This is a genomic window from Alkalibacillus flavidus (assembly GCF_040545925.1).
In the GTDB taxonomy this organism is placed as follows: domain Bacteria; phylum Bacillota; class Bacilli; order Bacillales; family Alkalibacillaceae; genus Alkalibacillus; species Alkalibacillus flavidus.
Window position 1 is genome coordinate 229,289 of sequence record NZ_JBEPMX010000002.1, and the last position, 13,924, is coordinate 243,212.

The window sequence follows — 13,924 nt, forward strand, 5'->3', positions numbered from 1 at the left end:
CTTATCAATTCAAGCTAATACTTACACAAAAGAAAAAGCTGTCTCTTTAGGATTCAGAGACAGCCTCATCAGGGCTAAAGATATTGAGTAATTCACTAATAGAAACGGTTCCTTTATTATCGTCTTCACTTGTAAAATAATCTCGCCATGGATCTAATGATGAATCGTCAATTGATTCAAATTCATTTGTGATTTGATTAAATCGTTCTGATAGTTCCTCATATGTGGATTCACGTTTAGCCATCTGTTTTTTCACTTCAGCTTGCTGTGCTTCATCATACATGACCCACAAAGATTCATTTGACTTCATGCTTAATGACATTTCCCCGGAAATATTATGATCTTTCGCCATATAAGTTGTTTGGCTTTCGGAAATAAACAACATGATAACGATCGCCCATGTTGCGACTAATACAATAGAACTAACAATCATAATGATACGTTCCACGCTACATCACTCCTTCTATGATGCAGTCATCTTAAGTTGCTCTTCAATTCGTTGGACGGCGCCGGGTTCAATTTCTTCTAGTACTGTTGTGACTTGTTCTAACGCTAATTCATATTCATTACGTCTGAATTGTTCTTCTGCTTCTGCTACTTTCGCTGCCAACACAGGATAACTGCTTCGATAACGGTTCGCATATTGGATGACGTATTCAGCCAACTGCGCTTGTTCAATTAATAAATTTGTTTGTTCAGCGGCACGTTCGACGTTTTTATCCGCTTCTTGCAGTGTTTCAGATACATCGTCAATATCAAGTGGTTGGACATTTAACCCCTCATTTGCACGATCGATTAATGCTTTAGCTTGGTCAATTAAATCGACAATGTATTGAGGTATGCCTGGTAAATTACTTTTATTCAAACGTTGTCTCACATAGCTAATCCGTTGTTTTAAATGATCAATATGCTCACGTGCTGTTAATTCATCTTTTCGTAAATTGTAAAGATGCTCAGCAAATGTGTTGTGTTCTTTTTCCCATTCTTCAAAATCAGCCAACCAACTCTCTAGATCGACTCGAATAGTCGAAAACGGCTGATCTTCGTGTTCAATCATTGATTTTAACCGTGTCGCTTTCTTATCTAATTGATCCAATGTTTTTTCTAATTCATATTGTTTTTCATATTTTTCATCTTTAAGATGATAATTTTCTTTTACAATCATGACGTTATTTTTCGTTTCAGCGAACGCCTCACGTGCTTGTGTCATCTTTTGCTCTATCACGTCCTCACGTTGCATAACGAAGTTTTTATCAAAGGCTTCTTTCTCTAGATGATCATAAATTTCAACCATACGAGATTTTATTTGATCAATTTTGTCTTGTACACCATCGTCTTTTCCTTTGTTTAATTGCTCAACTATGGCAAGCAATGTCTCATGATGGGTTTGAATTTCCTTTTCGACACCTAAATGTTGGACACGGTAACCACCGTCTTTCATTTCTTTGACACCATTTTGAAGCTGGTCTAGCTCCTCAGGCAATGTGTGCTTGCATAAACGATACCATTCTGGAAACACTTCTATTTTACGATCTAATTCGTTTAAGCGCGCCTTCACATTATGTATTAATTCTAACGCTTCAGTATAATTGCCATCACCTGTCAACTCTTCATAACGCGCCATTTCTTGTTGTAATTCGTCAAGTTCCACTTCAAAAACTACTTCTGCTTTCCCTAATTGATAACCATTTTGCAATACTTTTTTACGTACTTCGGAAATCAAGGGTTGTAATTTTTCAGCTTCTTCACGACTGTCTTGTTCTGAATGTAGTAGGCGATCAACTTCATCGAAAATATCATCAATCGTTTTTTCAACATTAGAAAGCTTTTGTTCCACTGTTTTCAAGCTACGTGATGCTTTACCGAATTTATACTTTTCTGCTGCTTCTTCAGCATCTAACAAATATTCTTCTACTTCGGTAAAGACATGGTCGTTAATGTCGTCCCATTCGTTTCGCCATGATTCAAACAACTCTTCTGTTTCACCCGTTAAGTTAAGGTGACGAACTTTAGCTAATTCGTCTGCTACTTGACGGTTCATCAGTTTAACTTTCCATTTTTCGAGTGTGTCGACTTTGTTATAAACTTTTTTGCGTGCTACAACTCCTACTAGAATAAAGGCAATAATGAGTATGATAATTCCTATTATGTATTCCATCGAAAGCCTCCTAACACTTTCCCGACCATATACTTATATACCCAATCATATCACGATTTAACCCGATTTGGCGAAAAAAATGTCAATTTATTTGATTTAATTTTAAATATTTAATCCTTCTTTAATAGCGGGACGAACCATTGCTTTAATAATTGAATGTATGAGTTTATAAAAATGTGTCGACTATCATCCCACTCATATTCCCTTTGCCACTCATTTCCGTAAACAAATGGACCATTCAGTAGACTTTTTAATTGTAAATAATACGCCTCTAAATCCATTTTACTTGAACTCAAGTGATCCGTTAATCGTTCAACTAACAATGTTAAATAGTATGTTTCTTTCGCCACATACGTCGAAAACAACTCACGAATGAACATATTATCCATCGTCAATTCCCGTTGAATAAAACAAGTGAATTGAAAATGCTGCTCCTTATAATGTATAATCTCCTCAATTACATGGAAGATATATTCTTTGGATTGCAAAGGGTTCTGATCATCGATTAATGATTCGAGCAATGCTAAATAACTTTCATAATACTCGACGGTTGCTTGTTCCAATAAACCTTGCTTATTTTTAAAATAATAACTGATTAATGATACATTAACAGCAGCACGGTCAGTAATCGCACGAATAGATGTCCCTTTAAAGCCATTATAATAAAAGAGTTCAATGGCTGCTTCCATAATTTTATTTCGACTTGATTGTTCTGTCATTATATATTCACCTCAACTTTGACGGCGATGCTTTTGGGTCATGGCTCTGTTAAAGTTTTATTGTTAATTTTAAAATCATAATAGCGCTTAGTTGTTGAATTGTGAGGAGCGAAGGTGGCGACTCTTGGTCGACTAAAAGCGGCCACATCCTATGGCCAACGTCGACACTAGACTATCCGGGTCGTCGGAAAGCGTCCACCGGCAGCGGATCACAATATAAACAACGGACTTTAACAAAGCCTAGGCCATATAGTTAATATTCGACAATCAAAGTCATAATCCTGTTAATTCGTAACAACAATTTTTTCATCATAAAAGGAGTTTTTTTAATGTTTGAAGTACAAGCTTATTCAGGGTCAAAACAAGAGAGTTATGAACAATTATTGAAACAGCTAGACAGTTTGTTAGAAGGTGAAGACAGTGTCGTTGCCAACCTAGCCAACGCTAGTGCTCTACTTAACCAGTTTTTAGACCAAGTAAATTGGGTCGGGTTTTACACAATGGACAATGGTGAACTCGTCCTCGGACCGTTCCAAGGCTTACCTGCTTGTGTGAAAATCCCTAACGGTAAAGGCGTATGTGGTACAGCAACTGAAAAACGTGCGACACAATTAGTTCCAGACGTTCACCAATTCCCTGGCCATATTGCTTGTGATGCGCAAAGCCAGTCCGAAATCGTTGTCCCTATCATTCAAAACGAAGAAATCTTTGGCGTCCTAGATATCGATGCGCCTGTTAAAGAACGTTTTGACGAAACAGATCGTCATTATTTAGAACAATTTGTAGAAACACTTAAAAAACACTTATAAAACAAATTCAGAATATGCCTTGACTTTATGTGCAATACATCCTATAATATCGTTTGTGTAAAATAAAAGGCAGCCTCGGTGGAATGACTGTGGTCTGCATTTTGTACCTCTTGTAATGAGGTGTATCGCGTAACTCTCTGCTGCTGGAGCGAAGGTACATGAAAGCAAAATGCGCATAGATCAGGAAACGCACTGTTTTTATTTTATGCAAAATAAAATAAAAAAGGAGGAGACGCTCGTGGCACGATTCACAGGCTCTCTATGGAAGAAATCACGTCGCTATGGCATCTCTCTAACAGGTACTGGTAAAGAATTAGAGAAACGCCCATATGCGCCAGGTCAACATGGTCCAACTCAACGTAAAAAACTTACGGAATATGGACTACAATTACAGGAAAAACAAAAACTTCGTTACATGTACGGATTAACTGAACGTCAATTCCGTCGTATTTTTGACGATGCAGCGAAAATGCGCGGTGTTCATGGTGAGAACTTCATGCAAATTCTTGAATCTCGTCTAGACAACCTCGTTTATCGCGCTGGTTTTGCTCGCACACGCGCGCAAGCTCGTCAACTTGTAACGCACGGTCACATCACATTAGATGGTGGTCGCGTAGACATCCCATCTTACCGTGTACAACCAGGTTCAGTTATTGCTGTCCGTGAGAAATCACAAAACATGGACGTAATTAACGAAGCATTAGAAGTAACAAACTTCATTCCTGAATACGTGACAACGGATGCGGACAAGAAAGAAGCTACTTTCAACCGCTACCCTGAACGTTCTGAGCTTTCTTCAGAAATTAATGAAGCGCTTATCGTTGAGTGGTACTCACGTTAATAAATCTGCCTTTGCAGATTTATTGCAAGAAGCCACCGTACGCTGTTCAAACAGTGTACGGTGGCTTTTTTATAATTATTCATTAGCTAATTTAACCTCTAACAGTTTGTCCACATATTGTACCGTTTCTTGATCGGTAGTTGTTCCCCATTCATTGTCATTCTCATACGTTTTATGACCTTGACCAGTTATGACAATCCAATCGCCAGGTTTTGCTCTTCTAATTGTTTTGTCGATAATGTTTAAACGTGAATCTTCTACTGAAATATGATTGCTGTCCCACTTATCCTTCAATAGGTTCAACTCATGAACCATATCTTCTTGTGATACATGATCTAAATCACCAATCGTTAAGTAAACGTCATCGCTATAGTTTAAAGATTCATTAATCATATCATCGCGTTTATGTTTATCTCGACTTGCTTTGAAACCTATAATATGAACGAGTTGATGATCCGTCATTTCACGTGCTGTCGATAGCACTTCTTGTATGGCTTTTGGCGTATGAGCATAATCGACGACAACATGGACTCCGTTTTTCATTTGAAATTGTTCAAAACGTCCTGGAACGCCTGGGTAAGATTTTAAGTGTTCAGCTAAGTCATTCTTATTTTTTCCGAGCTCATGATATACAGCAATCGATAACACTAAATTATACAAATTGTACACCCCTAAGACAGGTGATGGCAGATGAAAGCTCTCGCCTTTCACATGACACATGACGTCATGATGGTGTTGGTAGTTTAGCACATTGAACGACATATCGGCATTATCAGATTGCCCGACAGTTATGATGTCATGATGTTTGGTAGATAATTCATTAACCATACGTTTTCCCCATGAATCATCTATGTTAATGATTGCTTTTCCGTTTTCGTGTAATTGTTCAAACAATTTAACCTTCGTTTTAAAATAAGCGCCCATATCTCGATGATAATCTAAATGTTCGTGGCTTAAATTGGTGAATACAGCGAGATCAAATGTGATCCCAGCAACCCGTTGTTGATCTAACCCGTGAGACGATACTTCAATGACCATCACATCATCATGACTTTCGTAAGCGTAGCGGTACAAGTCAAGCACACCTGGTGTTGTTTGTGGTTGGGAAAATGTAACATCATTTATTTTACAAAGTGTTGTGCTAATCAAACTAACTGAAGACCCACCGGCTTGGAGCAAATGACTAATCATATGACTCGTCGTCGTTTTCCCATTTGTTCCTGTAACACCTATGATTGTTTTATGATCAAAAGGACATTGGTAATACGTTTTCGCTATTGTAACTAAGGCTTTTCTAGCATCTTCCACTTTAATATAAGGTACATCTAAACCATCAATATCTTTCTCACCAATCACTGCTGTTGCCCCATTTGTCACTGCGTGATCAATATAATCATGACCGTCAACCATATGTCCTGATAGCGCAACGAACAAAGAACCCGTATTAACCTGTTTGGAATGATCGACTATATTAAGAATCGTTATATGATCAATTACCCCTTTTATAATTGGCTGCTGTAAAGATGTTATTAAGTCACGAAGTAGAACCATAGGCTATTCTCCTAGCTGTTTTTTTATTTATTAAATTGTACTACTTAGTTAGAGATAATGAAAATGATTTATTTTAATTTTCAAATTTCGTACACTATCTTATGACAAACAAAGTTTAAAATGAAAACTATAATCACCAACTATATTTTGGTATAATATAGAGGAACTATGTATTGAGGAGAGATTTAATGAGCGAAGATAATGTGTTTGAACACCCAAACCAATCGAGCAAGCCAAAACGAAAATGGGTGAAACCGCTTAAATGGTTAGGTTTTATACTCATACCACTGATCATCATCGGTTTGCTAAGTTTTAATTGGTTTATTGATTACATATGGATGGATTCTGTCGGGTATCAGCAAGTCTTTACAACGATCTTCATGACCCGACTAGGATTAGGAATCGCTGGGTTCATCCTTTACTTCATCGTTGCTTATGTGACATTATTTTGGATTCATCGTGCTTACATGACATTTTTAAAGCCAAGTACGATCCCACCCATTTTAGTTAATAAAAAGTCAGCCAACCTAATTATTTTAAGTGTTGCTATTATTTTTGGTGTGATTGGTACAACGATGGTTCAAAGTATCGGTTGGGAACCTGCATTAAAAGTCCTGAATTACGAGACATTTGGTGAAACAGATCCGTATTTCAATCTAGATATATCATTTTATATCTATTTATTACCGATCTTTGAATTAGTGATCAATTTGTTACTCGGGTTAACCGTGTTTATGACCGTTTTAGTCGGGTTAGCCTATTCTGTGTTTAATATGTATCGTGACAGCCGAGTTGCACAGTGGCATTTAGGAATTAGCATCGCGTTAATCGGCTTTTTTATTGCGTTAAATCATTTATTAGAACCTTATAAAACATTGCTCACCAATCAAGTGAATTGGTTCCAAGACAGTGTTGTCTATGGGTTAAGTTACACGGATGATATGATTAATATTCCGAAATCGTATATATTAGCAGGTATCGCGGTTATCGGTGTTATTATTTTAATCGTTGCACTTGTCAAAGGTAATTTAACGTGGATGGCGATTCCGATTGCCTTATATATCACGGTTGCATTAGCTGGACAACTCGTTTCAGCAGCCGTTCAAAGTTATGTCGTATCACCTAATGAGTTCAACCAAGAAAAACAATATTTAGAACATAACTTAAATTACACGTTAGATGCCTATGATTTAAATGATATGACTGTGAAAGAACATCCAGGGGCACAAAGTTTAAGCGAAGATATGCTTGAACGAAATCAAGCCACGCTTAACAATGTTCGCATTAATGATTCAAGGCCTATACTAGATGTTTACAATCAATTACAAACATTCCGTAACTACTACGAATTTAATGACGTCGATATAGACCGATATACAATAAACGATGAATACGAACAAGTTTTCATCGGAACAAGGGAACTAAATACATCGGACCTCCCAGACCAAGCGAGAACGTGGCGTAACGAAAAGCTTCGTTATACACATGGTTATGGCGTCACGATGAGTCTAGTGAACGAAATCACTGATCAAGGTCAGCCAGAATACTTAGTACAAGACATACCACCAGAAGGCGAACTTGACATTACAAAACCGCAAATATACTTCGGCGAAGAACAATCTCAAAATGTCATCGTCGATACGAAAGTTGACGAATTCGACTATCCAATGGGAGACAGTAACCAGTCAACACGTTTCGATGCTGAAACAGGTATCTCATTGAGTGGCATCAACCGTTTATTGTTTTCGATCAGTGAAGGTTCCTTAAGAATGTTTACATCTGATCAACTGACGGATGACAGTCAATTGCTTGCGACTCGTAATATTCGTGATCGTGTCGAACGAATTGCTCCGTTTTTAGACTATGATCAAGACCCGTATATTTTTGTGCGTGATGATGGTTCTTTAGCATGGATGATTGATGCCTATGTTAAATCAGGCCAATACCCTTATTCAGAATCACATAACGGTGAAGATAATTACATTCGTAACTCCGTCAAAGTGATGGTCGACGCTTACACTGGTGAAGTTGATTTCTTCATGGTAGATGATGAAGACCCGCTTGTCCAAACGTATGCAAACATGTTCCCAGACTTATTTACACAAGATATTCCTGAAGACGTACGAAAACACTTCAGATATCCAGTAGATCTATTTACGATTCAATCAGACATCTATGGGACATATCACATGGGTAATCTAGAAATTTTCTATAACCGCGAAGATCGTTGGGAGTTTACAACAGAGCGTTATTTCGATCAAGACATTACGATGGAACCGTATTACATTACGATGGGACTTCCGGAAAATGATTATGAAGAATTCATGCTCATGTCACCTTACACACCACGTAACCGTCAAAACATGGTTGCTTGGATGGGAGCGCGAAATGACGGTGACAACTACGGTGAATTAGTAGTTTATGAATTCCCTAAACAACGTAACGTTTACGGACCACAACAAATTGAAAATCGAATTAACCAACATAGTGAGATTTCGCAAGAGCTGAATTTATGGTCACAAGGTGGCTCACGTGTCATTCGTGGTAATTTACTCACGATTCCTATTGAAGATACCGTTTTATATGTAGAACCTGTATACATTGAATCATCTAATGAAACATCACTTCCTGAAGTGAAACAGGTGATTGTTGCGTACGAAGAGGAAATTGTGATGGAAGCAACCTTTGACGAAGCGTTAGAGAAAGTTCTTGCTTTATCGAACGATGATATTCCCGATGCTGGAACTGACGATGAATCCGACAGTGAAGATCCTAGCAACGACACATCTGATGCCCCTAGTGTAGAAGCACAAGAAACGTTAGATGAAGTATCAGATCTGTTCGAGGAGTACCGTAACGCCTTATCCAATGGTAATTGGGAAGAAGCTGGACAAATTATGGACGACATCGAAACCATTATTGGTGAATAAACAAAGAGTAGAGCAGCTCTATCATTGAGCGCTCTACTTTTTATATTTTATGCGTCATGACGGATTAAGAAATATTTCTTTTTACCGCGGCGAATGACCGTGAAAGCATTGTCGATTCGGTCCTCATGATTCACAACGTATTGCAAATCTTGCTCGCGTTCGTCATTAATATAAACAGCACCGTTTTGAATATCTTCACGCGCTTGTCGTTTTGATGATGAAATACCCGCTTCTACAAGTAAGTCAATTAAGCCTTTTTCCCCTTCAGTTAAATGATACGTAGGCACGTCTTTAAACCCAACTTCAACTTCTTCTTTCGTTAAGTTCTTAATGTCGCCACCAAACAACGCTTCTGTAATGCGCTGAGCTTGATTTAAAGCATCTTCTCCATGAACCATTCGCGTCATTTCTTCCGCTAACCGTCGCTGGGCAATCCTTTGTTCAGGTCTTTCTTCAACTTCTTTTGCCAATGCATGAATATCGTCCAACGATAAAAATGTAAATGACTTCAAGAATTTAACGACATCACGGTCATCTGTATTAATCCAAAATTGGTAAAACTCATACGGACTCGTTTTCGACTCATCAAGCCATATAGCGCCACCTGCTGTTTTACCAAACTTAGACCCATCGGCTTTCGTAATAAGAGGTACTGTTAAACCGTATGCTTCAACGTCTTCTCCCTCTTCACTCGTTCGGCGAATAAATTCTAGTCCGGCTGTAATATTCCCCCATTGATCGCTACCACCAATTTGAAGCGTCACATTTTCGCGTTGATTTAATCGCTGGAAATCGAGTGATTGTAGTAACATGTAAGTAAATTCCGTATAAGAAATGCCGTTTTCTATACGAGATTCAACCGAATCCTTCGCTAACATGTAATTCACACTAAAATGTTTACCGACATCACGAAGTAAATCAATAACAGACATTTGTGATAACCAATCATAGTTATTCACGACTTTAGCGCCTGTTTGTTCATCTGAAAAATCGATGAACCGAGATAGTTGATTTTCGATATTTTTCACCCATTGTTGCACAACGGATTCTTCATTTAATTGACGTTCTTCATTGCGACCGCTTGGATCACCAATTAACCCAGTACCTCCACCAACTAATGCAATCGGGCGGTGACCCGCTTCTTGAAATCGTTTAAGCATTAATATCGGCAATAAATGACCAATGTGTAAACTGTCTGCTGTCGGGTCGAAACCACAATATAATGATACGCGATCCTCAGTTAAATGCTTTTCTAACCCCGCTTCATCCGTCATTTGGTTAACTAAATCTCTTGCTCGTAAGTCTTCTAGTATGTTCATCATAATCCTCCTTCAAAAAATATAAAAAAGCCCCTCATCCACTTAGGGACGAGAGGCTCGCGTTACCACCCTACTTGTGACCACATACAAGTCACCACTTCATTCGCTAACGGGATCAACCGTTCTCAACTCTTGAGAAAAGCTCCTAGCCGTAATTCAGTCCATACTGTGTACTGATTCGCACCACCCATCAGCTCTCTTCAACACGACATATGACCCTACTGCAACTACTCAACGCTCGTATTTATTATTTTTATCACTATATTTTTAGCATACTCTTTTAAATAATGCAACTGAATCCGCCTAATTGATGATATGACTGAATTAAAAGATATGCTATAATATAGTCGATATTTAGGAGGTCCGGCTATGAGTAATCAAGAACCCAACAATAAATTTCTAGCGTTTTTTCAAACAGGTAAATTTCCAAAAGTCACGCGCGTATCACTCGATATCGCGTGGAACGTGCTTTTATTTTTCCTTATCATCGGTATTGCTACCGCTTTTTTTGTAGGCGGTTTAGGTTTTGGCTACTTTGCTTCTCTCGTTGAAGATGTTGATGTAAGTGAAGCAAGTGAAATGCAACAAATGATTAATAGTTATGCAGAAACGTCCGAAGTTTATTTTGCGAACGAACAATATTTAGGAGAAATTCGCGGTAATATTCACCGTGAAGAAATCACAACAGACCAGGTGTCTGAGAACTTTATCGATGCTGTTATTTCAACAGAAGATGCTAACTTCTATGAACATGAGGGAATCGTACCGAAAGCGATTATGCGTGCCTTGTACCAACAGTTTGCAGGTACGCCAACACAGACGGGTGGTAGTACGCTTACTCAACAGCTCGTTAAAAACCAAATTCTATCAAATGAAGTCTCTTTTGAGCGTAAAGCAGAAGAAATCTTTATTTCACTACGTTTAGAAGAATTTATGGAAAAAGAAGATATACTTGAGGCCTATTTAAATGTCGTACCATTTGGTCGTGACTCATCTGGACGCAATATTGCGGGCATACAAGCCGCTGCACAAGGAATTTTTGATGTTGATGCTAGCGAATTAAACATAGCTCAATCTGCATATATAGCTGGTTTACCACAAAACCCTTACACATATACGCCGTATGCTGTCGGCGGTTCTATTAAGCCTGAGGAGCAACTTGAACCAGGGTTAGATCGTATGGAATCAGTGCTAGAACGCATGGAAGATGCAGGGACGATTACGGAGCAACAATATGAAGATGCGTTAAACTATGATATCGTAGCGAATCTTACGACGAAAAAAGAATCTATACGTGATGATTATCCGTACATTGCAGATGAAGTTCAAATGCGTGCGCGTGATATTATCGCTGAACAATTAGCTGAAGAACAAGGCGAGCTAGAAGAATACCGTAATGTTGACGCGACGCAACAACATTATCAAGATTTAGCTTTAAATGAATTGCGCCATAGCGGCCTCAAAATTCATACAACCATTAACAAGGACATTTATGATGAAATGCAGCGTGTTAAAAACGAATATCAATACTATGGTCCAACAATCTCAGCCCGTGTCGAAAACCCTGAGACAGGTGAGGTGACAACACAAGAAATACCAGTTGAAGCTGGTGCCTTGATGATGGACAATAACACTGGTGCGATCATCAGCTTTGTCGGTGGCCGTGATTTTGATCGTCGTCAAGTGAACCATGCAACTTATAACAAACGTCCACCTGGTAGTACGATGAAACCTCTCTTTGGTTATTCTGTTGGCATGGAACTAGGCATTATTCAGCCAGGGTCACCATTACTCGATGTTAGGTTCGAACATTACAGTTCAAGTGGCGTTTGGTCACCATCTAACTATATTACAGGGCAAGAGAAAGGACTTGTTGATGCGCGATCTGCACTTGCTGACTCGGACAACATCCCAGCATCTCGTTTAATGATTGACATTATTCAACAAGACGGAAATCCTGTACGCTTTTTAGAAAAAATGGGGATCGACGGTGGTTCAAACGTTCCAGCTAACGTATTAGGCGGATCACCCTATTTAACTGTTGAAGAAAATGTTAGTGCCTTTTCAACATTCGCCAATCAAGGTCAAAATATTGAACCTTATATGATTGAAACGATTGAAGACCGAGAAGGTAATGTCATATATGAGCACGAATCAACAACTGAAGACGTATTCTCACCACAAACAGCGTATTTAACAATCGATATGATGCGTGATGTCATCAACGGTGGTACAGCGACGTATCTAAATAGTGCACTAAATAGCCCTGGTGTTGATTGGTCAGGCAAAACAGGTACATCCGGTGACTTTGAAGATGCCTGGTTTGTTGGAACGAACCCGAACGTTACGATGGGGACTTGGCTTGGTTATTATAACCATGATGACGTTGTGAATCGATCACAATTAAATCTCAATAATTGCCCATCTTGTTCCTTAAGTTACAGTCAACGTAACTTAGAGTTTTGGTCACAACTCGTTAACGCAGCCGAACAAGTTGATCCAGAACTTGTAGCACCTGGGGAACGGTTCTCGAGCCCTGGCGGCATTGTATCTCGTAGTTTCTGTGGCTTAACAGGAGATGTCTCGAACGAGATGTGTTCTGAACTTGGGCTCGTTAAAACTGACTTGTTTAATATTGATCATGCACCATCGTCTAGTGATGCTGATATCTTCACAGAAAGTCGTTATGCTGAAATCGATGGCGACCGTTATCCAGCTGTCGATGCAACACCAGAAGAATTTACCGGTGAAGGATTCACTATGGAAAACGACTTTATTGATGAACTCGGTTGGGGTACGACTTACCGTGCTGGTTCTGGCTGGTCTAACCCAGTCGATATGAACGACATCATAGATGGCGATAACATTCCAGATTTAATATCCGTTGAAGATGAACTGAGTGACGAAGGTACGCCTAACGCACCAGCAAACGTTACACTTAACGGTGACACGTTAAGTTGGTCAGGTGCTAGTGGTCAAGTCGTAGGTTATCGCATCTTACGCGCAGCTGATCAAGACAGTTCATTTACAACAGTCGGTAGTACGACAGAAACGGAATTTGCTTTACCATCAAATGATTCTGTTTATGCTGTTATCGCCGTTAGCTTATACGGGCATGAATCTGAACCATCTGAATCAGTCGTTTACGGTACGATTGAGGAAGAGGAAGAAGACTCTGAAGGTAATGATGGGTCGGAAAACGATTCCTCAGACAACTCTGATTCCAATGAAGATGGTGATGGTGATGGGTCAACGGGGGATGACTCTAACTCATCTGGTGATGGATCAACAGATGATGGATCGTCTAACGACGATTCTGGCTCATCTGATGATGATTCTAATTCATCGGGCGACGGTTCTAACAACGATGGGTCTGGTTCTTCAGATGACGGATCAAATTCGCCAGATGATGGGTCTAACTCATCTGGCGATGGAACTGATGGATCATCTGGAAGTGATTCTGGATCAACTGATGGTGGATCAAACGATGATTCTAATTCGACGGATGACGGATCAAGCTCAACTGATGATGGAAGCTCTAACAACGATTCAAACTCAACCAATTAATTAATATTTTATTTCCTTAATGCCACTGTT

General features: G+C 39.1%; 9 protein-coding genes and 1 other annotated feature. Of the genes, 4 read left to right on the plus strand and 5 right to left on the minus strand.

Going from position 1 to position 13,924, the window contains the following annotated elements:
* Nucleotides 1–46 precede the first annotated feature (46 nt).
* From ABID56_RS03705 to refZ, 3 genes are all read right to left on the minus strand, one after another.
* Entirely contained in the window at nucleotides 47–448 is a 402-nt protein-coding gene (locus tag ABID56_RS03705) for a hypothetical protein (protein ID WP_354219268.1), read from the minus strand.
* 15 nt (nucleotides 449–463) lie between these two features.
* Nucleotides 464–2,158 carry a septation ring formation regulator EzrA gene (gene ezrA, locus ABID56_RS03710; RefSeq protein WP_354219269.1) on the minus strand — a complete coding sequence of 565 codons (1,695 nt, stop codon included), beginning with the start codon at nucleotides 2,156–2,158 and terminating at the stop codon, nucleotides 464–466.
* 110 nt (nucleotides 2,159–2,268) lie between these two features.
* The gene (refZ, locus tag ABID56_RS03715) at nucleotides 2,269–2,877 is read right to left on the minus strand and encodes a forespore capture DNA-binding protein RefZ (protein WP_354219270.1); all 609 of its coding nucleotides are present in this window, start codon (nucleotides 2,875–2,877) and stop codon (nucleotides 2,269–2,271) included.
* Nucleotides 2,878–3,206: 329 nt separating this feature from the next.
* Here refZ and ABID56_RS03720 point away from each other — a divergent pair, with 329 nt between their 5' ends.
* Complete coding sequence (locus tag ABID56_RS03720; protein ID WP_354219271.1) at nucleotides 3,207–3,686, plus strand: GAF domain-containing protein; 480 nt, start codon at nucleotides 3,207–3,209, stop codon at nucleotides 3,684–3,686.
* Between the two features lie 238 nt (nucleotides 3,687–3,924).
* Nucleotides 3,925–4,527 (plus strand): 30S ribosomal protein S4, encoded by a 603-nt coding sequence (gene rpsD, locus ABID56_RS03725; protein WP_354219272.1) that lies wholly within the window; start codon nucleotides 3,925–3,927, stop codon nucleotides 4,525–4,527.
* A 75-nt stretch (nucleotides 4,528–4,602) separates the two neighbouring features.
* Here rpsD and ABID56_RS03730 read toward each other — a convergent pair whose 3' ends face one another.
* Nucleotides 4,603–6,078 carry a UDP-N-acetylmuramoyl-L-alanyl-D-glutamate--2,6-diaminopimelate ligase gene (locus tag ABID56_RS03730; protein WP_354219273.1) on the minus strand — a complete coding sequence of 492 codons (1,476 nt, stop codon included), beginning with the start codon at nucleotides 6,076–6,078 and terminating at the stop codon, nucleotides 4,603–4,605.
* Between the two features lie 188 nt (nucleotides 6,079–6,266).
* Here ABID56_RS03730 and ABID56_RS03735 point away from each other — a divergent pair, with 188 nt between their 5' ends.
* Nucleotides 6,267–9,008: a UPF0182 family membrane protein gene (locus ABID56_RS03735; protein WP_354219274.1), complete on the plus strand. Its 2,742-nt coding sequence runs from the start codon at nucleotides 6,267–6,269 to the stop codon at nucleotides 9,006–9,008.
* A 47-nt stretch (nucleotides 9,009–9,055) separates the two neighbouring features.
* Here the strand turns inward: ABID56_RS03735 and tyrS are convergent, their stop codons facing one another.
* Nucleotides 9,056–10,327, minus strand: a complete 1,272-nt coding sequence (gene tyrS, locus ABID56_RS03740; RefSeq protein WP_354219275.1) for a tyrosine--tRNA ligase — start codon at nucleotides 10,325–10,327, stop codon at nucleotides 9,056–9,058.
* A 41-nt stretch (nucleotides 10,328–10,368) separates the two neighbouring features.
* Nucleotides 10,369–10,571: a binding site (T-box leader), on the minus strand.
* Between the two features lie 125 nt (nucleotides 10,572–10,696).
* Here tyrS and ABID56_RS03745 point away from each other — a divergent pair.
* The gene (locus ABID56_RS03745; RefSeq protein WP_354219276.1) at nucleotides 10,697–13,894 is read left to right on the plus strand and encodes a transglycosylase domain-containing protein; all 3,198 of its coding nucleotides are present in this window, start codon (nucleotides 10,697–10,699) and stop codon (nucleotides 13,892–13,894) included.
* The last annotated feature ends 30 nt before the right edge of the window (nucleotides 13,895–13,924 follow it).